Raw genomic sequence first — 20,982 nt, 5'->3', positions numbered from 1 at the left:
TTTACCCGCTCGGCATTTTACGAACTAGAACAGAAATCAGAAGGAATCGGGGAAATGAACTCGAACATCAGGAAAGCAGTACTCGCCCTGGCGGTCGTGGCAGCGTCGGCGGCCATGACGGGATGCGCCACTCCGTACCAGTCGGAAGGTTTGACAGGCGGATATAAGGACAGGCAGATCGACGATCAGACCTTGCATGTCCAGTTCTGGGGCAACGGTTATTCGACGCAACAGAATGTGCACAAGTACTTCCTGTACCGTTGCGCCGAGCTGACTCGACAGCACGGATTCAAGTACTTCATGGTCATTCCGCCCGCCATCGCGGGTGCCCTTGCGCCGACCAGCAGCCTCGTACGCACCTCAGGGTTTGATCACAGCATGATGCGAAAAACCGTCTACTACGTGCCGATCATTATTCCCAGTGGCGGTGGCGGGGTGAACAGACACGAAGAGTCGGCAGACATCCGGATGTTCAACGACGACGCCGTGCTGACGATGAAAGTGACCGGCTGGGATGCGGCTGAGGTGCTCGATCAACTTGGACCGTTCGTGCACAGCAACGGACAGACCGCAGCCGATGTCCCGAAAGCATGGGTTTTCGAACCAGGCAAGGCGAAGGAGCGCGCGCAAGACCTGCTGCCGACCGCGCCAAAGAAGAACGCGGCTTCGCCAAGCTGAGTCAGCGAAAGCTCATCCTTCAGCCGCACTTTTACAGGGCGGCTGAAGCTTAGCGCGAAAAGCCTCGACAACGAGAGGCTCGCAGCGGACGGGGAAAAATCTGCTGCACGTGAGGCGGGGCGGCCAACCCGCGTCATGCAAGACAAAAAAACGAAGAAGAACGAGAACATCATGCGAGTTTCGACGCGAAACGCCTTGCGACAACTTGAGCACGTACGGATGCTGCGGGATGAACTGCGGGCACGCCTGCACGAGACATCGGGACGCATCCTGAGCGTCGCCTCGAATGTGCGGACGTACAGCGGCTGGCAGCGCAGCGTGTCGGCCGTCGTCGCCGCGATGCTGTTCATCGGGCCGTTGACGGTGACGTTCGAGCAGAGCCAGTCGGCAGCGGGTGTGCTCGCGGCGGGCAGCAAGCGTCTCGACGATGAGGCATGGCAGCAGATTCGCGACCTGGCCGGGTTGCGTGTGCGCTTTGCGATGCAGGCCGCAGAGGCGACGCCGATCGTCGATCCCACCGCGCCGATCTCGTTCCAGCCGAAGATCACGCAATCCACGGGGGCGGGCGGCGGCGTACCCGTGGTCAACATCACCGCGCCCAACGCGGCCGGCATCTCGCTGAATCAGTTCCAGACGTTCAACATCGATCCCGTTGGCCTGATTCTCAATAATAGCCTTGCGTCGGGTACGTCACTCACGGGCGGCGATGTCGCCGCGAATCCGAACCTGAACGGGCGCACGGCGAGCGTCATCGTCAATCAGGTCACGTCCACGGGCTCGGCGTTCGCGAGCCTGCTCAACGGTCCGCTCGAAGTGTTCGGCGCGCCCGCAACCGTCATCATCGCGAATCCGAACGGCATCACCACGCGCGGTACGGGATTCACGAATACCGTCGGCGTCACGCTTTCTACCGGGACACCACAGTTCCTTTCGGGCATCGGCGGCTCGCAGGTCGGGTTCGACAATGCCCAGGCCATCGGCTACAACGTGACCGGCGGCCATATCCAGATTGAAGGTAATCCGGGCGTCAACGGTCCGGGCGCGGGCATCGAAGGTACGGTCGGGACCATCGACCTCATCGGCGCGACGATCGGTGTGAATGCGCCGCTCTATGCCGGTACGCGTATCAACGCGATTGCTGGCGTTCAGAACGTCGCGCCAACCGCGGTCGATTCGACCGGCACGACCTGGTCCACCAGCGCGAATGGCGCAACGAACACCGCAGCGGCGATCAACGCCGCGAGTGGCGGGGCGAATGGCGGCCTCGCCATCGACGCGACGGCCTACGGCGCGATGACGGCGGGCCAGATCCAGATGATTGGCACGGCAGCGGGCATGGGTGTGCGCACCGATGCGCAGCTTGCCGCGAACACGGGCGACATCACGCTTTCCGCGAACGGGGACGTGTCGATGGCGGGCACGGCGGCGCAGCAGAAGGTGAGCGTGCAGTCGGGCGGGAGCGTGACGCTCGCGGGCTCGCATATCGGGATCACGGGTTATTCGATTGCGGCGAACGGCGACGTGACGTCGAGCGGGACGCTCCAGACCAATGGCGCCCTCACGGCGACGGCGGGTGGCAACGTCAACGTCGCGAACGCACAGGCCCAGGGCGACATTGCGCTGAACGCGGGTGCGAACGCGACAACGGGTGATATCCAGGCGGGCGGCAATCTCGCAGTGACGGCGCAGGGCCACGACGGCGCGGGCGACGTGACGCTCGGTGGCGCAACGGTTGCAACCGGTGCGACGACGCTCAATGCCGCGCGCGACGTGACGATCAACGGCGCAACGAGCAGCGGGAGCCTGCAGGCGACGGCCCAGCGCAATGTGAGCGTCAATGCAGCCACGCAAACGTCCGGCGATCTCGCACTGAATGCGACTACCGGAAATATCGTTGCGACCGCCAACGTCAACAGCAACGGCAGCCTTGCGTTGTCTGCGGGCACGGGCACGACAATTGGCGCGCAGGCGACGGCGATGGGGGCCGTCAACCTGACGGCGGGCACGGGCGGCATTGCCATCACCGGTTCACTGGCAAGCGGCACGGCGCTGAATGCGACGACGCCCGGTGCATTCAGCGTGCCGGGTTCACTGCTCGTCGGCACGAACGCGAACGTGAGCGCGGGCAGCATGAGCCTGGACGGTGTGACGATCGTCCAGCAGAACGGTGCGTTCAACGCAGCGGCCGGTATCACGGGCGCGGGATCGGTCGCGTTCGGGCAGAGCGGCGCGTTGACGGCAGGCGGGGACGTCACGTTCACGGGCAAGCTGCTCGCGAACGGACTCCAGGTGAGCGCAGGGGGCAATGTCGCGCTCAACGACGTGCAGGCGGGCGGCGCATTCGCTGTCACGGCTGCAACCGGCAACGCGACTTTCAACGGCAACGCCGCCGCAGTTGGCGCGACGACCGTGCAGGCCGGCACGGATATCGACGTGAACGGCACGCTCGCGGGCGGTTCGAGCGTAGCGCTCACCGCGCAGCACGACGTGAATGTCGCGGCGGCGGGCACGGTTCAGTCGGTGGGCGATCTCACCATGAGCGCGGCGAACAATATAGCGGCCAGCGGCACGCTCAACAGCGGCGGCGCGCTCACTGCGCAGGCGGGGCAGGACGTCGCCATGACCGGCGCGACCAGCGCAACTGGTGACACTGTGCTTGCGGCAGGCCGAGACGTGACGCTTGGCGGCACGTTCGCGGGGCAGGGTGGCGCGACGGTCACGGCCGGGCGGGATGCCGTGCTGGGCGGCAGCATCGGCATTTCGAAGGACGTCTCCGTCAGTACTGCAAATAACCTGACAACCACGGGTTCGCTGCAGGGCGAACACGTCACGCTCAATGCCGGCAATTCGGCTGTGCTTGCGGATATTCAGGCGAACTCGGCGTTTGCGGTCAACGCGCAAGGTAATGCGGGCGGCGGCGACGTGCAGGTCAACGGCACGGTCGCGTCGCTTGACAATGCGGCCGTGACGGCGGCGGCTTCGGTATCGGTGCCTGGTACGCTCAAAGCTTCGGGGACGCTCGGCGTGACCGCAGCCACAGACACGCACGTGAGCGGCACCGTCCAGTCCAACGGCGACCTCACGCTCGCGAATACAGCGGGCTCGCTCGTGAGCACCGGCGTCATCCAGAGCGGTGCGAATCTCAGCGCGAATGCGGGCCAGTCGATCGTGCTCGGCAGCGATCCTGGAACGAGCAGCACGGCGTCGCTTGGCGACATGACGCTCACGGCTGCCCAGAACGTGACAATGAACGGTTCGGTCGTCGCACAGGGCAACGGCACGGTGACGGCCGGCAACGCGATTGGCGGCGCGGGCACGCTCGCGTTTGGGCTTGCGGCGAATCTCGCCTCGGCGGGCGACACGACCCTCACGGGCTCGCTGCGCGGCGCGACCGTGCAGACCACGGCGGGCGGCTCGGGCAGTTTCGCGAATGTTTCAGCGGGCTCGACCATCGCGCTGTCTGCGCAGCACGACGTCAACCTGGGCGGCACGCTCGCGGGCGGCGCAGGTGTTGCCCTGAACGCGGGTAACGACGTGAACGTGACCGGCACGCTGCAATCGGCGGCCGACACGACACTCGCCGCGCAGACCGGCAGCGTGAACGTGAGCGGCGCGCTTAACAGCAGCGGTGCGCTCGGCATCACGGCGGACACGGACGCGAATGTGAGCGGCTCAGCGACGGCTGCGCTCGACACGACGATCCACGCCGCGCGCGACGTCAACGTTGGCGGGTCGGTGAACGGCCAGGGTAATGGCAGCGTGAGCGCGGGGCGTGACATTGGCGGTGCGGGTACGATCGCATTCGGCCAGAGTGCGATCCTGAGCGCCGCGCGCAACATCGCGCAGGGCGGTCTCGTGCAGGGGCAGTCTGTCCAGGTGACTGCGGGTGCCGACGCGGTGCTGAACAACGTGGAGTCCGCCAGCACGCTGTCGCTGGGTGCCGGGACACTCGGCAGCGGTAGCCTCACGGTGAACGGGGCAGCAGCGTCCGCTGGGGCATTCAGCGCGACCGCGAACGGCGACGTAACGGTGGCGCAAGGCGGCAAGCTTGCTTCGGGCACGACGCTCGGCGTCACCGCGCTTGGCGGTATTGCCGTGACCGGTGCGATTGAGGCCAACAGCGACGTCACCCTCAACGCGCAGAACGGCAGCCTCGCGGCCACGGGCGGGATCAACAGTGGCGGCAATCTTGCCATCACCACTGGACTTGATCTCTCGCTGGGCGCGAGCACGAGCGCCACCGGCGACGCGACGCTCAACGCGGGCCGCGACGCCTTGCTCAACGGCACGCTCGTCGCCAGCAACGGCACTGTCTCGGCGGGGCGCGATATCACCGGTGCCGGCACGCAGGCGTTCACGGGCGCGGCGGTCCTCGGCGCACAGGGCAACATTGCGCTGACCGGCACGCTGCAGGGTAACAGCGTGCAGGCGACGGGCGGCGATAACGCGTCGCTCAACAACGTGTCGTCGGCGACTACGCTCGCGCTCGCGGCGAACGGCACCAGCGGTAACGCGACGACGGGCGATGCCGCGATCACTGGCACCGCGACTGCGCAAGGCGCGATCACGCTCACGGGCGCGCGCGACGTGCTGGTGAGCGGGTCGGCCGGCAGCGGCGCGACACTCACGCTCAATGCACAGCGCAACGCGCAGGTGACGGGCGCGCTCGAATCGGTGGGCGATCTTGATGTCAGCGCGCAAACGGGCAGCGCGACGCTGGGCGGCACGGCAACCACTTCTGGCACGTTCAACGTGACGGCGGGTCTGGACACGGCACTCGGCGGCCAGAACGCGGCGGCCGGCAACGTGACGGTCCAGGCGGGGCGCGATGTTGCGCTGACAGGTACCGTGGCCGGGCAGATGGCGGGCACGTTCAACGCGGGACGTGACATGACCGGCGCCGGCTCGGCTGCGTTTGCCAATGCGGCAACGTTGACGGCGGCCAACAACCTTGCCTTGACCGGTTCGCTGCAGGGCGCCTCGGTCAGTGCAACGGGTGGCAACAACGCGGGCCTCGGCAGTGTTCAGGCTGTGAGCGGCAACCTCAGCGTGCTTGCCAATGGTAATGCGGGCGAGGGCGACGTGACATTTACGGGCCCGGTCACCGCGCTTGGCAATGTGACGCTGCAGGCGGCGCGCGACATCGGCATCGGCGGGGCGCTGAACGCGGGCGGTACGACGAACGCGAGTGCCGCGCGCAATATCAGCGCCGCCGACGTGAATTCGGCGGGTGACCTCACGCTCACCGCCACGAACGGCAGCGCGAGCGCCGGGAACGTGACGACCCAGGGCAACCTGAACGCGAGCGCCGGGCAGTCGCTTGCCTTCACCGGGCAGACGCAGGCCGGTGGCAACGCAGCACTCACCTCGGGCAGCGACATGACGCTTGCGGGCGGTATCGCCGCGCAGGGCACCGGCACGCTGCAGTCGGGCGGGACGATCGGTGGCGCGTCCGTTGCGTTTGGCCAGCAGGCCACGCTGAACGCTGGCAATAACATCGCCATCGGCGGCGCGGTGACGACGAACGGCGATCTTGCCGCGACGGCGGGCAACAGCGTCGCGATGGGTTCGGCCACCGCGGGGGGATCAGTCACCGTCAAGGCGAACGGAGATTCCGGTACGGGCGATATCGTCGTGACGAACGGCGTGACCTCTGGCACGGCAACGACGCTGACTGCGGCCCGCGACGTGCAGACGGGCGGCGCGCTCTCGAGCGGTGCAACGCTTGCGGTGACTGCGGGACGCAATGCGAGCATCGGTGGCACGGCTGCGGCCAACGGCGACATCGACCTCAAGGCGGGCACGAGCAATCTTGCCGGCAACCTGACCGTGGCGGGCGCGATCACCACGGGCGGGCATCTGAACGCGAACGCAGGCGGCAATGCCGCGCTGCTGGCAGGTGCGCTCGTGAATGGCGACACGACCGTGTCTGCTGGCAACGGCATGACGCTCAGCGGAGCATTTCTCGGTCTCGGTGCGGGGACGTTTACGGCCAGCGGCGCAATTGCTGGCGGTGGCGCGCTCACGTTCGTCAATGACATTGGCGTGAGCGCGGGCGGAGCGGTCACGCTTGGCGCCGTTCAGACCGCGGGTGCTTTCACGGCGACCTCGGGCGGCGACATGTCGTTCGGCGCGGCGACGGCCGAAGGCAATGTGAGCGCCACTTCGCACGGCGGCAGCATCGCGTTTTCGGGCGCGGTGCAAGGCGGCGGGAACGTGAGCGTGCAGGCTGCGAACGGTGCGACGCTCGCGGGCGGCGTGTCGTCGATGGGCAACGTCAACGTCACGGGCACCCAGGGCAATGTGAGCGTGAACGGTGTGTCGTCGAACGGCGATACGACGCTCAAGGCTGGACAAACGCTGACGCTTTCCGGCACCAGCGTGGTCGCGGGCGGCCTCACGCTCACCGGCGGCAACGTCACGATGAGCGGATCGGCCAGCGCGACGAAGAACCTCGTCGCCACGGCGCAGGGGACGCTTGACGCGAGCCAGGCGTCGCTCGTGACCTCGCAGAACCTGCAACTCGCGGGCGCTACGGTCGACATTGGCCAGGCCATTGTCGGCGGTGCCCTCAATGCGCAGGCGTCCAGCCAGCTGAACCTGACGGGCGGTGCGGTCGACGTGGTGGGTGGCGCGACGCTGGCCTCGCAGGGCGGTTTCTATAACGCGGGCAGCGTGCTGGCAGGCGGCGACCTGAACGTCTCGGGGCAGAACGTCGTCAACGCGGCGAACGCCTCTCTGGTGTCGGTGGGCACCACGACCGTGAACGCGTCAAATTTCACGAACGCGGGCCTTGTGAACGGCACGAACACGGTTGTGAACGTGGGCGGCACGCTGAACAACAGTGGCGGCTCGTTGATGGGGCTGAACACGCTCACCATCAACACGGGGGCGCTCAATAACCAGGGTGGGTTGATCTTCGCGGGCAATCCCACAGGCGGCACCGCGGGCAATCTTTCCCTCACGATCAACGGCAGCGGCGCATCTCTCTATAACGCGAGTGGCCAGATTCTGGCGATCGACAACGCTGCGGTGAATGCGTCCAACGCCACCTTTGACGCTTCGAGCGCAGGAACGATCAGTGCCGGCAACACGCTCTCGATGACGTTCGGCTCGGTGTCCAATGCACAAACCTGGGACCTGAGCGCGGGCAATGTCGCCATCAACGCGATCAACGGTTTTTCGAACGCAGGTGTGGTCAACTCCACCGGCACGCTCAACATCTCAACGGGCGGCACGATCGCCAACAGCGGGCAAATCATCAGCGCCGCGGACGTCGACCTCGAGGGCAATCTGTCGAATGCCCAAAATGCGGTGATTCGCGCGGGCAACGATATCAATCTGTCCGGCAGCGTGACCAACAGCGGCACTATCGAAGCGACGAGCAATTTTTCGTTCACGGGAGGCGGGGATTACAACAACGCCGGCGGCACGACGCAGGCGGGCGGCACGATCAGCCTGAACACGCCGGGAACGGTGTACAACGTGGTCGGCACGATTGCCGCGGGCGGGGACCTCGATATCAACGCGGGCGCAGTGGTCAACAATGCGCAGGCCGGAGCGACCCAGACCACGACACAGGTGGCGAGCGCAGCGACGGATCCCAACCTCATCGGACAGATTGTCATCGGGACACTGACGTACACCACATGCGCTCCGGGGGGCAATCAGGGCAACTGCTTTCTCGCTTCCTACAGCGGACCGACGACGCTCTCGTCGATCGAGCCGAACTTGTCAGGCGGCGTGCTCTATGTGCAGGACCAGAGCTATTGCGATGTGTCGGGAACTTGCTATCCCGTGGCGGTGGGCGGCACGCTCAGCGCGCAGGCAGGCGTGACGACCATTGCCCTGCCGGGCATCGACCAGACGACCACGACGACCGGCGCGGCTATCCCGAGCATCATGATCGCTGGTGGCAGTATCAACATGACGGCCGGTTCGCTATCGAACGTGGGCGGGAGTATTTCCGCGGGGCTCGACGTCAACCTGAACCTGCAGTCCCTGAACAATGCGGCGTTGCCGAATGTTCCGGCAACCGTCGTGAATTCCGTCGATCAGGCGCAGCTAAACGCGTTCATGACGGCGCTGAACGCCCTGGGACAGAACATTGCGGTGGCCGGTACGGGCGGAACCGCCAATAACTTTCCTGCCAGTACGGTCGCTTTCAATTCCTCGGCGAGTTCCTCTCAAACCGATACCAGCGGCACAACCAGTTTTGGCCAGCAAGGCTCGATCATTGCCGGTCGGAACATGACGTTCTCGGGCGGCAATCTCGTCAATGGAGGCGTGCTCTACGCGGGCAACGATGTCGTGGTCGCCTCGGGTAGCCTGACCAACCAGGGGCAGCGTTTGACGAATCCGTCGACGCAGCCCGGCTGCGCCTCCGGTGTGAGCGGCTCGGAGTGCGACAACAACATGTCCGTGCGAGGCGACAATCCGAACTCGTCGACGTTCTCCTATTCGGAGCAGGGCGCGACGATCTTTGCCGGTCACGACCTCGTGGTGGCTGCGGGCAGCATCAACAACACAGACGGCAGCCTGCTTGCGGGTCACGATATCGTGATCGGCGGTGTAGGTTCGACGGCCACGTCGACGACGCCAGCGCAGAGCCTGAACAACACTTCGGGCAACATCGTCGCCGGTAACAACATCACGCTGAACGTTTCGGGCGCAATCACCAACACGTTGCCACCCCCCATCCAGGTGCATGAGGACTATGGCTCGCAGGAGGCATACGCAGGCTGCATGACCTCGGGCGGTTACAAGGAGAGCTACTGCGAAGCGTATGTCGACCAGCAGTCCGGAAGTTCGTCGGTCATCAGTGCGGGCAACAATCTGCAGATCAATGCAGGCAGCCTCACCAATATCGGCAGCCTGATCTCGGCGGGCACGAGCGCGACAATCAATGTCGCCGGCCCCGTCGTCAACGAAGCGCAGACGCTCAATGCCTACTGGCATTCGGAATGGGTGCAGGAAACGGGTCTGTTCAGCAGTGACAAGCGCCATAACACCTGGGCGTGCGGCTCGGCCGCAGAATGCACTGCGCTTTACGGCAGCGCCTATACGAGCGTGGGCGGCTCGATCGATCCGCCCACGCCCGTAGGCAACATCGCCGCCACCATTCAGGCGCCCAATCTCACGATTTCGTCTGGTGGGCAGATCCAGAACGTGGGCAACGTGCTGGGCACCAGCGTGTCACTTACCGGGCAAAAGCTCATCAATGGCATTACGACCGCGAACACCTACACGCCGGTCGTGAATGCGCCTTCGCAGGTCATCTCGCTGACACCGCGGGCACTGCCCGGGCTCAACATTTCGACGCCGCGTTCCGTGGGGACGCCTTTGCCGACCGCCGTGGCGGGTACCGCCTCGTATGTCGATGGGGTGCTGGGCTCGCAGACCTCGCTGCTTGGGCCGCAGCAGTTGATCAACGCGCTGCCGGCCTCGCTGCAGCCTTCATCGACGCTTTTTTATTACAACCCGCAGGAAGAAGACCTCGTGCTGCAACAGGCCGCGTTGCAGCAGACCGGGCAGGCAAGCTTCGTGAGCGGGCTCTCGTATGACAGCACGAACAACCTCTCGGTGACGGAGCAGGAAAAGGGAATCCTTTACCAGAACGCGCTCACCTATGCCGAGCAGAACAACGTGCAACTCGGCACGGCGCTCACGCAAACGCAGATCAATGCGCTCACGCAGCCGATGCTCTGGTACGTCGAGCAGACCGTGCCCGATCCGTCGTGCCAGGCAACGGGTTACGCGACTTGTCCGACCATCACGGCACTGATGCCGCAGGTCTATTTGCCAGAGAACTGGAACGCGCTTTCGGCGGGCGGCAACATCGAGGCGACCAAGAGCCTCACCCTCGACTTCGGCAGCGCGGCGACGGGCGGCAGCATCACGAATACGGGGACCATCAGTTCCGGCGGCACGCTCACAGTGAACACCGGTACGCTGACCAACGAGGCCAATCAGGTCAACGTCGGGCAGATCTGGAATTCGGTCAAGGGCGGCTATACCGACATGACCGGCACGGAGGTGCAGCCGGGCGGCTTTATGAGTGCTGCGGACATGAGCCTGAACGTGCAAACGCTCAACCAGATCGGCGGCGTGCTGCAGCAGCTCAACGCTGACGGCACGGTCAATCAGGCGGGTACGCAACAGTTGCTCGCGCAGTTGCAGCAGCAGCTGGGCGGAGACTTCACGCAGCAGGCGCTGATTGACAACCTGCATACGAGTTTCGTTGCATCGGGTGGGCTGGGGCTGGGGGCGTTTGACCAGGTCATTGAAATGGTCGCGGCCATTGCGCTTTCGTACGTGCTGGGTCCGCTAGCGGGTGCGATGCTGGCAGCGGCGCTCGATGACGTTGTGAATTCAGGCACCCTGAACCCGATGGATGTGGTGAAGGCCGGCGCTGTGGCCGCGCTTACCCAGGGAATTGATGTGGGATTGGACGTGGGCGGCGACTTCGGGGGTATGGGCTCGAACCTGATCTCGCCCGACATGATGCAGACGCTGGCGAACGCCGGGCAGGCACTGGTAAGCGTAGGCGAGCAGAGCGTGATCAGCGCCGGGGTTTCGACGGCGATTTACGGCGGCAGCTTTACGACGGCGTTGCGTGACGACGCCGTGGCCGATATAGCGGCGGTTGGGGCTGGGGCAATCGGGTCGAATGCTCCTGCCGGTTCGTTCGAAAACGTGGCGCTCCATGCGGCATTGGGTTGTGCGGCGAGTGCGGCCGAAGGCACGGGGTGTGCCGGGGGTGCGATTGGCGGGGCGGCGAGCGCGGCCTTGACGCCGTATGTTGCCAGTGCAATCACGGGTGGCAATCCGAACGTGACAACTGAACAGGCGGCAGCGATTGCAGCCTTTGCGACATTCGCCGGAGGCGCTGCGGCTGGACTGGCAGGACAGAATGCAGCGGCGGGCGCACTTGCCGCGCAGAACGAAGCGATCAATAATTGTCTGGGCCACCCTGAAACCTGCACGCAGATGTTGAAAAATGCGGCTACGAGTTTTGGGAATACCTTGGCGGGTTCGATGGTCAGTCAGGAAGCCGCAGCTAGGGCGGGTGCTCCAAATTACATATCAGCCTCAGGGTCGGGCATGGGCATTCAATACGGAGCGTCAGTGAATTTGTCCAATGGGCAGGTGTATGTGGGACTTGGTAAAGCCAATCCGATTTCGCCATCAGGGAGTTTTGTGGTTGGCTATTTACTGGACCCGACTGATAATCCCGGACTCGCGACGGATAACTACCTCAACGGAGCCTCAGCAACCGCAGGTGGCTGTTACATCCTCTGTACGAATGTGAACCATTCGATAGGGGGAACAACCGCGTTTGAATTTGGTATTGGGACGGCGGGCGTATCTGGAGGGGTTTCCGTATCCAAACCGATCTTCTCGTTGGGAGGGGGGCAATGAAGTTGCGGCCGTGGGCACAGCTCTTGGCGATAGTGGCTGCTATCTTTGTCGTAGTGAGTTTTGTTAGGTCTTGTAATTCAGATCCGACGCAAGAACAGCTATTCAGTACGTTATCGGTAATGCGTACCGACATGGAGCAGATCATGAACTCCGGTGGCCGAGTCATCAGCTACGATAACAACAGCAAAACGACGTTTTCACGTGTGTATTTGCTTCTCACCGTCGATGCAGGGGGGCAGCCAGAGGACCTATCAACAAAGTACAAGGATGTTCTATTGTCTCGGGAATGGGTGCCAGCCGGTCGTGCGATTGATGGCTCTCGGTTTTGCAAGCAAGGTGCATTGGCATCGGTGCTTGTGTCTCGGGATGCGCAGAGAGTTGCGGTCGGGATGACGTTTGATGCTGCAAGTATTGCGGTATGCAAGAGGAATGCAAAGTGATTTTCATCGTTGAAAATTCCATCCCCATTACAGGATAGGCGACGCAGAATGAGGCGCTGAATAACTCGACGGGGCACGGGTGCGGCATTCCGGATGACCCGCTGAACCAGCCAATCACGGGCGGCAGTCGTGGGGAGGCCCTGGCGCAGATATCGTTTCGGATGCTTCAATTTTGGCAAATTGCGCCGACGTGACCGTCTGAGATCGCAATTAATGCAAGGTGCCACGCCGGTGGCAAGTGGCAGCATGAGCGATATTTTGTTAGGTCTGATGGGCCAAGACCGATAACACATGATGTTGAGTTCCCGCTACGGCGGAAATTTGAGGGAAATATTACATTTCCGAAAGACGCCTGAGTTTTTCATGCGAAGCTGACGCGAGATGATCCTTCAATCTTCAGTGCCGTTGTTCTCGCGCTGCGGGACGAGACGGCGGGAAATATAACGGCGGTTATTGCTCGCGTTCAAGTCGATGCGGACAAAATCCCCAAGGCGAGCATGGAACCGTGCGCCTTGGTAACCGCGCAGCAAGCAACCAATATAAACGGAAGAAGCAATGAACCACGTCGTCAGCCGAACGGGCCGAAACATTTTTTCAGCAATCTTGGCTTTGTCGTCTACCGCATGCTCCGTCCTTACGTATCAGCCCCCGTCAACGGGCGACATGGCCCGCATACGCGTCGTCACCGCGGAAACTGTAGAGACTCAGGTTTTAGTCCTACCCGACGCCCAAAATGGGTGTGTTACGAAGCATATGAACGAATGGCAATGGTTCGCAATCCTTGGTCAGCATCTTCCACGCGACGGGTTGCAGGGCGTCACGATTGGGATGCCGGGAGGCGAAGCCTATAAGCCGATATCCGTAGCGGAAGCTACGATTCCCGCAGAAAAGCCTTTTTCGATGTATTTGATCAGAGCGGGATACAACTACACTTGCTCGGTTGATCTGACATTCGTTCCGCGCGTCGGCATCGACTATGAGGCTGACTATTCGCTAGTCGGCGGATTGTGTCATGTTAACGTCGCGCAGTTGAAAAGGGAGGCAGACGGTGCAGTAGTTCGATCGCCAGTTGCAACGTCTCACGTCGAGTTCTGCAAGTCGTGACCGGATCGGACAAAAAGTGAGCTAGACCAGAATACGGACTATACGGTCGTGTAGCAGGATGGCCTAGTGAGCGAACACGAACCCGGTCAGATAGGAAAACACGTGAAAACATTCACCATCGAAGACTTCATCCCTGAGCGAAGACCACGTCGTTTGTACGACAAGTTCACTTTCAAGGAAAACACTTCGGTTGCCCCGCATGTTCTCGACGTGAACCTTAACTGGCTAAGTTTTGCGCTCAAGGGAGACATCATTTGGGCCTTCGAAAAGGCAGAGCGCACGGACAGCACGTTTAAGCCGGGCAAGTACTATCACTGGCTCCCTTTGATTCAGAACGGTGAGCCGATCGAAGCGCCATACCTAAGTTTTGACCGCGGTCGTGTCGAAATCGTCGATGGTCGACACAGGCTATATGTTTTCATCGATTTGGGATTCACGCACTGCAAGGTCGTAGTCGGTAAGCGCGGGCTTTTTGCCGTCTCCTCGTTGATTCCGAACACGATGTAACGCTCCGACTCGGGACATAGGAAAATAAGAATGGCGTCTTGCATGAAGACGTTTCGATTGATGCTGGCGTTGGTGATTGCCAGTACACTTTCTGCCGTATCGAATGCGGCTGGGTCGCAAGGTAACCTCGCGAGCGATTGTGACGGCACTGAGACGTTTGTGTTCGTGCCACCTGGGGTCAACAAACAAAAGTACCTTTCCGAGTATGTGAAGACACACAAGGGGTCATCGGATGATGAACTGAGGCGATGCAAACTATCGCGCGACCAGTGGCGTGCGCAGGTCCTCAAGTCGAACTGACGCGGAAACGTGATGGGACTGTTCACACAAGAAGATCTGCGTAGCGCGCTCGATGACTACCGCGCGGCGCCCGCCGAAGTGTGGGGGTTACGACGGCATGGCACGAGGATTTGGACGCGGGTGGGTCGCCTTCGTCTGGGCAGATTACCGAATTTCAGTTGCGTATCGCTGCATTGAACGAGAAGGCCGTTCAGGCGTGGAGCCATTACTGTCAAGTGGGCGCGCTCCTCTACAGACTCTAATCGACACTCGAACACCGGAAAACAACAAGTGAACAAACAACCCCATAACTCGCCACAACTCGAGCGTATGCTGATCGTAGTAGGCGACTCCGATGCTGGAAAGAGCACAACACTGCGCAGCATGTTTGTCGACCCGCGCTTCGGAACGAGGGGGAGCGTGCCGGCGACTTCTCAAAGGCGGATGCGGCTAGTTGCGCTCTCCCGTGAGCGATGCCTCTTCATGCGCCTGACCTCACCTCATGAAACTAAGCAAACACTCGACGATTTTCTCACCAGACTAGAGTCCGCGCGGCGCCGCGCCGGTCGTCTCGGTTTTCGTCGTTTCAACGTCGCTTGTGCAATGCAACCGCGCGCGTCGAACGCGATGCCTGACCTCGTGACGGTCTGCCAACACCTGCGCACGCGGATCGATCCGGAGCGCATTCGGGTTGCCGTGATTGACCCACGCCAAGATGGAGAGCGCGGTCCGCAACTCCAACGTCACGATATCGACGGGCTGCGGAAGAATACTGTTGAGGTGTTGTGGATCGACGGAATGCATCCGCTGAGCCAACACCCCAATGGGTTGTTGCTGGCCGACTTTTTCGACTTCCATTGATTGGAAAACGAATATACCGTGCAAACATACCGGCGGTTGAGCCGTTGTATGTGCCTTATCTTGACGTGAGGTACTATTCAGGCGAACAGTTGGTCGCCAGTTGCGAAGGTAGTCGGGCACGCAGACGCAGAGCTAGCTGCCGACGCTCGCACAAAGCTGGCGCAGGGCTGACCTGATCCGGAATCTTTTCAAGAATATGCTCTGGAAAATTAAAGACTCGAACACCTGCGTCCTCGGTTCGGTCCACCTATCAAACACTTCGATCCTGCAGCTCCCGGACGCCGTGGAGCGTGCTTTTTCTGAATCTACACGGGTGATTTTCGAGGCTGACCAGAGGTTGCCTCCAGATCCGTCACTACTGATGCTGCCACCCGGCATACAGCTCGACAGCCTCATTCCGAAGGAACTCTTTTGCCGTGTTCGTGCTCACTGGAGCAGGCTCGGACTTGCAGAGGAAAATTTGGTGAAATTTCGACCGATTGTGGTCGGGATAAGTCTGCAATTTCTGGAGGCAGCCCGTAATGGGTATAAGGTAACGCTCGGCGTTGACACTATCCTCCGCGAACGGGCGGAGAAGGACGGGAAATCGATTCGTTACCTTGAGAAATTGAATGATCAGCTAAGTCTGCTTTCGGGAACGCCGGCGAATGAACAGATTTCATTTCTCAGCCATATTGCTAACCAGGCTGATGCAGGCTTGTCCGAGGTAGTCGACATGATCTCGGCATGGCGAAGTAATGATATGCAATATTTCGAAGGCCTCCTGGATCAACGCAGGAAAGAGTGGCCTCAGATGATTGATGATGTACTGACGAAACGCAATATAACTTGGGCGCCACAGATCGCGGAACTGGCCAAAGGTTCCGGGCGGAATCTTGTGGTTGCTGGCGCATTGCATCTTTTGGGCGAGACAGGCCTTCCAACTCTATTGCGTGAATATGGACTTACTCTCGTCGAGACAGAGTGATCGGGAAACGAACCGTCCGGTCTGCCTAGGCGTTGGTATCAGCTTCGATGACAGCCAGTAGCAGCGGGATACTCGCCGGCACGCGCGGTACTGGAAAACTGCACGATCGGATCGCGTTCGAGCTACAAGCTGTCTTTCGCTGACTCGGAGGACTTACACTGGGCGAGGTCGCTTCGGTGTCGAAATATTCATCTTTTGCAGGGAGTCGCTGACCTTCGGCAGTAGCCCAGCCACATGCCTCCTGAGTCTCGCTCCCGGACGTGAGGACGTTCAAATGCACATGGACGAAATGACCCTCTTCGTTCTGTTTGCGATCATAGTGCTCGTCGCCGTCGCAATTGCGCGTCGCCGGACCCGAATGGGGGATTTCTCCTACAGGCAGTGCGCGATACTCACGCCGAATGAGGCGGAGTTTTTTGGACGGCTACGCGCGGCGCTGCCGGAACACTACGTGTTCCCGCAGGTCGCCATGAGCGCTATCATTGCGCCAAATGGTTACGCAAGGTCGAGACATGCAGCCTTTAACAAGATCGCACGCAAGCGCGTCGATTTTGTGATCTGCACTGACCGTTTGCAGCTCGTCGTCCTCGTCGAGCTCGACGACCGAACCCATGATGCCGGACGTGATGCGAAGCGCGACGCGATGACGCGCTCGGCGGGTATCCGTACCATCCGTTTCCTGTCGAGCAACCGTCCGTCGGTCGCTGAGATTCGTGCGGCGATACTGCCGCCCTCGGCCGCTCCCAGGACAGGTGATTCGTTCACCGCGCTGGACTAGCAGTCGGATCGCAAACAGACAGGAAGACATGATGATGATTCAGATTTGGGGGAGAAAGCGTGGGTCAGCGCAGGACATGGTCCTTTTGATTGAAAGCGATGGGGTATCGACCGGCGGACGTGTGGTGGATGCGAGGGCGATCAAAGACTTCGCGGTCGCGAGCGCTCGACGCAGCGTGCAACCCTTCCGCGAGAAAAACATCGAAGGATATGTTCTGTTCGAGGGCGACACGACGCGGTACGAGTTCACGCCCGAAGCAGACTTCGCCTATCCTGCATGCGACTGCTAGGAAAACACCCGCATTTCCTGCCTTCAATGTTTTCCCGCAAGACATTGTCCGAAGTAGGCACCGAACTTCGCGTGCACCCTTGTCGACGGAGGTCTATGCGGGTTACCGATTTGCGGCTTGTGCGACAACGTTGTCCACCTGAATGCGCGCTGCTATCGTCGCGAATGACCATCGGACATCGAAGGGCGCATTGGCGACCCCGAATTGCTGCGTAAGTCGCCCGGTCGCGTGTGCGGTGTAAGTCGTGCCCGGACGCAAAGGCGAGAACGGCGTGCAAACCGCCGTGTTCCGTCCAGTGTCCGCGCTTGTGAGCGGTGCTATCTGGCAGCTCACGGGCTTTCCTCGCCCGTCACGAAGCTCGAACTTCTCAAGCAGGATATGTGCGTTGGTGCCTCCGGACACGGTCAGGGGATAGCCGAGCAGAGCGCCCCGGTAGCGTGAATTGGGTCCCATCGGATCGGGCTGCTCGATGTTCTGCCAGGAGAGGGGGGCGTTCTTCTGCCCGTCATAGGGATAGACCACGAGCTCGGTATCACCGATCGCGGGCTTGGGGTCCGCAAAGTCCACTACAGTGATTTGGCTATCGCCCAGCGCAACGGCTTCACCGGCGCGCGCCCAGTCGTAGAGCATGGCGCCCCGGTGATACGGCGAATCGAATATCTCCTCGATCGGAAGAGCCGGAGCCCGTTGGCCTCCGTAGACGGCGAACACCTCACTCGCGCCTGTAGTCTCAGTGTACTGACGCACCCGCGTCGTCACGTCTGTGCCCGAGAATCCGGAGAGCGCCTCGCTCTCGTCGTGGCTGCTTGCGCGATTTACCTCCAGGTAGTGCGCGTGTGCAGCAGCGGCTTTAGCCACGAGCGGGTCTGCGGCGATTGCGCTCAGACCGAGTTCCGCGCGTCGCGCGTTCAGATAGCTGATCGCCGTGGGCACCGGATCAGCGGGCCGGATGGCGAGGGCGGCTGCTCCTGGTGCCGTGTGAAGGGTAATGCGAGGGCCCGTGTAGGGCGACTCGGGAACTTGCGTTACGACCGGTTTGGTCGCGCATGCGGTGAGAAGGGCAAAGGCGGCTGCGAGCGCGGTAGCCGCGAGTGTTCGGAGAGACATCGCGAGGATCGATTCGTTGTTGGTATGTTCGATCTGCTTATCGGCAAAAGTGGTTTCAGGTTTAGAGAAAGTGGGGGCAATGTAGGCGACGAACGCAAAAAGGCGAGGCCGTTCGCGTGTTTAGTAGACTATTCAACGTTCATAGGCCGCACGTGAGATGCAAGCTGTCGAGCCAAGTGTGCGTACTTTTGAAAAGCACACGTTTGGATGAATGCGCAAACGTTTTACTTTGCCGAAAACCGCCATTCAGCGTGTCTTTGAACGCGCATTGAATTCGATGGGCAACTACCCTGCCTGAGTTCTTCATGTTCGTGAGTAAATCAGTTCGCGAAACTTTCGCGTGCCTCTTAGTGTGTGAATTCATTCGGCGGTCGGATTGACGCGCGCTATTGTCAGCGCTTTCCTGCTAAAGTTTGCGCCAATCAAAAATCGATAAATTCGGACCTGGGGTGAGAAGTGAAATTCATTCAATTTGCATAAATCGCTGACGATCGACCGGAAGGGATGGCGCTATGTCGCCCGTCGTAAAGGCACGATCATCGCCGTAACCGGCGAGCCTGTCTTCCGACGGCCAGTTCACGCGTAACCGTTATCCAGCGGCAATTGTGAGGTGCGTGCGATGTTCTCAGGCAACCATTCATGTGCTGACTGAACACATTCAGCACTCAAGATTGCACGCGTGATACCGATATATGAAGAGCGATACTATCGCGCTCGGATGAGCATATTGACCGCAACCGTTTGAGGATGCGTGCGACACGATCGCGGGCCACAGTGAAAAGAGAACGAATACCGCATGAAACGATGCATATTAGTCGGCGTATCGGCAACCGCGATAGCAGGTTGCGCAGTCAATCCGCAAACGGGACAGCCCGAATTTTCTCCGGCCGTAAAGACAGAACTCAAGAGCGTCTTCGACAATCCCGATCCATGTTCGAACAATGACCGTAACATTGCGGCATTCGTTGGGGCGGGCGCAGGTGCCGTAATCGGCCACTATCTTGGCAAGAACGTTGCGGCAACGGTGGCGGGAAGCGGCATCGGCGCGATCGTTGGCATGATGATCGGACACGCGATGGACGAGCGCCGCTGCAATCTCTACCACATTGCGCAGCAGTATCAGATGAAGCTCGCGAGCGCGCCGATCAAAGCTGCGAGCATCAACGCAGCGAATGGCGAAGGCGACGTCGTGGGGCTCGACGTTCAGATGGGCGGTGTCGATGACGAGTTCCTGCCATGTACCGCAACGCTTACACCGCGTGCGAAAGAGTATTTTGGCAAGGTGGCCGACCAATTCAACCCGAAGACGGTCGCGACGTCGCTGGACGCGCAAACGCGCAGTGGTCAGAACGCGCAACAGAATTTGGTCGCGCAGAACGTAAGTCAAAAAGCGGCGGCACAGCGCCAGCTGCTGGTCGTTGGCCATAGCGATGAGCGCGACAACGTGCCGGGCGCCGACCTCGCCCGTCTTTCAGAAGCGCGAGCGAGGGCGGTTGCGGAGGTGTTCCGTCAGCATGGCGTGCCAGCCTCCAATATTGCGTACCAGGGCGCGGGCGACTCGTTGCCGATCGCACCGAACGGCACGGCGCAGGGCCGCAGCGACAACAACCGCGTCGAGGTCGTCGACGTGCCGAGTCTTGATGCCCTCAAGGCCTATGCGAGCAATCGCTCCGCGAATCCCGCGAACTTCGCGGTTGCGCATCAGGCGGGCGCAGGAGCGGCAGACCAGGACGATCTGCACACGAGCGACGCCGCGCCTTCCGGCGCGAGCTTGCCAGCTCCCGCTTTGGCAGCGGTGCCCGCACTGACGCCGGCGCAAACCGCGTCGCCGACGCGTAAGGCCACGCGCAAGAAAGTCGCACGTGGAGAAGCACCGTCGGCGGACACCATGTCGGGCGCCGTGAAGAGCGCCGCGTCGAGCTCGGCGAGCGCACAAGCCGACGCATCTGCAACTGCGCGCGCAGCTAATGCCGCGGGCGGACCAGGTGGCTTCGGCTTTGACGGCAAGCCGCTCGGCAAGACGGGCTATCAGGTCAATCTGGGTGCTGCCCAGGACAAGTCTTCAATGCTGAGTTTCATCACGGCTGCCCACGCCGACACGCCAGTCATCATCGGCTCGTGTCTGCTGGACCACCCGCACGCAAGTACGCCGATCCGCTCGCTCGCCACCAACCAGCCACTCAAGGTGGAGGATTCGCTGCCCGGCTTGTACGGCCAGCCGTGGTTTGGCAGCCAGGGCGATGCTGCAGTCGCACTTCTGCGGGTCTATGTGCCAAGCGACGCCGCCGCGCCTGTGCCGCCCGTCACCGCGGAGATCTATCACCGCGAGGGCAGCGGCTATGCGGCCATTCCCGTTGCTCGTTTCAGCGACGCTCCGGTGAACGTTTACCGCGGCGCCGACGCGACTCTTTATCGTGTCTTCCTGCACGGCTCGGCGCGATGTGTTGATCTGCGCGTGCCCACGAAGTCGGCCGCGGGCAGTGGTCTCGTTGTCTATCCGTGGAACGACGCGGAATACAAGGCAGTCGTCAATTTCTCATCGAAGGGATAA

12 protein-coding genes are annotated in these 20,982 nt (G+C 61.5%); 11 read left to right on the top strand and 1 reads right to left on the bottom strand.

Translation table 11 applies throughout. The annotated features are described in order from the left end of the window. The first annotated feature begins 54 nt into the window (after positions 1 to 54). The 10 genes from VSR72_RS11420 to VSR72_RS11375 all read left to right on the top strand — a co-directional run bounded on the left by VSR72_RS11420 (position 55) and on the right by VSR72_RS11375 (position 17,324). A complete protein-coding gene (locus VSR72_RS11420) occupies positions 55 to 678 on the top strand; it encodes a hypothetical protein (protein WP_342952485.1) in 624 nt (207 codons plus the stop codon). A 219-nt stretch (positions 679 to 897) separates the two neighbouring features. Then, positions 898 to 12,099 (top strand): filamentous hemagglutinin N-terminal domain-containing protein, encoded by an 11,202-nt coding sequence (locus VSR72_RS11415; RefSeq protein ID WP_342952484.1) that lies wholly within the window; start codon positions 898 to 900, stop codon positions 12,097 to 12,099. A 131-nt stretch (positions 12,100 to 12,230) separates the two neighbouring features. After that, positions 12,231 to 12,539, top strand: a complete 309-nt coding sequence (locus VSR72_RS11410; RefSeq protein ID WP_342952483.1) for a hypothetical protein — start codon at positions 12,231 to 12,233, stop codon at positions 12,537 to 12,539. A 753-nt stretch (positions 12,540 to 13,292) separates the two neighbouring features. Next, the gene (locus tag VSR72_RS11405) at positions 13,293 to 13,643 is read left to right on the top strand and encodes a hypothetical protein (protein ID WP_342952482.1); all 351 of its coding nucleotides are present in this window, start codon (positions 13,293 to 13,295) and stop codon (positions 13,641 to 13,643) included. A gap of 102 nt (positions 13,644 to 13,745) precedes the next feature. After that, the gene (locus VSR72_RS11400; RefSeq protein WP_342952481.1) at positions 13,746 to 14,150 is read left to right on the top strand and encodes a hypothetical protein; all 405 of its coding nucleotides are present in this window, start codon (positions 13,746 to 13,748) and stop codon (positions 14,148 to 14,150) included. Positions 14,151 to 14,192: 42 nt separating this feature from the next. Beyond that, positions 14,193 to 14,450 (top strand): hypothetical protein, encoded by a 258-nt coding sequence (locus VSR72_RS11395; RefSeq protein WP_342952480.1) that lies wholly within the window; start codon positions 14,193 to 14,195, stop codon positions 14,448 to 14,450. 270 nt (positions 14,451 to 14,720) lie between these two features. Continuing rightward, on the top strand, positions 14,721 to 15,290 hold the full coding sequence (locus VSR72_RS11390) for a hypothetical protein (RefSeq protein ID WP_342952479.1): 570 nt from the start codon (positions 14,721 to 14,723) through the stop codon (positions 15,288 to 15,290). A gap of 196 nt (positions 15,291 to 15,486) precedes the next feature. Beyond that, positions 15,487 to 16,257 carry a TraB/GumN family protein gene (locus VSR72_RS11385; RefSeq protein WP_342952478.1) on the top strand — a complete coding sequence of 257 codons (771 nt, stop codon included), beginning with the start codon at positions 15,487 to 15,489 and terminating at the stop codon, positions 16,255 to 16,257. A 280-nt stretch (positions 16,258 to 16,537) separates the two neighbouring features. Further along, positions 16,538 to 17,035, top strand: coding sequence for a DUF2726 domain-containing protein (locus VSR72_RS11380; protein ID WP_342952477.1), 498 nt, complete (start codon positions 16,538 to 16,540; stop codon positions 17,033 to 17,035). A 28-nt stretch (positions 17,036 to 17,063) separates the two neighbouring features. After that, positions 17,064 to 17,324: a hypothetical protein gene (locus VSR72_RS11375; protein WP_342952476.1), complete on the top strand. Its 261-nt coding sequence runs from the start codon at positions 17,064 to 17,066 to the stop codon at positions 17,322 to 17,324. 102 nt (positions 17,325 to 17,426) lie between these two features. Here the strand turns inward: VSR72_RS11375 and VSR72_RS11370 are convergent, their stop codons facing one another. Then, the gene (locus tag VSR72_RS11370; protein ID WP_342952475.1) at positions 17,427 to 18,257 is read right to left on the bottom strand and encodes a CAP domain-containing protein; all 831 of its coding nucleotides are present in this window, start codon (positions 18,255 to 18,257) and stop codon (positions 17,427 to 17,429) included. Between the two features lie 970 nt (positions 18,258 to 19,227). Between VSR72_RS11370 and VSR72_RS11365 the strand changes: the two genes are divergently transcribed. Continuing rightward, on the top strand, positions 19,228 to 20,982 hold the full coding sequence (locus tag VSR72_RS11365) for an OmpA family protein (protein WP_342952474.1): 1,755 nt from the start codon (positions 19,228 to 19,230) through the stop codon (positions 20,980 to 20,982).

Origin of the sequence: Paraburkholderia sp. JHI869, assembly GCF_038900775.1 — a bacterium.
In the GTDB taxonomy this organism is placed as follows: domain Bacteria; phylum Pseudomonadota; class Gammaproteobacteria; order Burkholderiales; family Burkholderiaceae; genus Paraburkholderia.
Note: the sequence above shows the minus strand (reverse complement) of the source record. Positions and strands in the feature narration are given on the sequence as shown.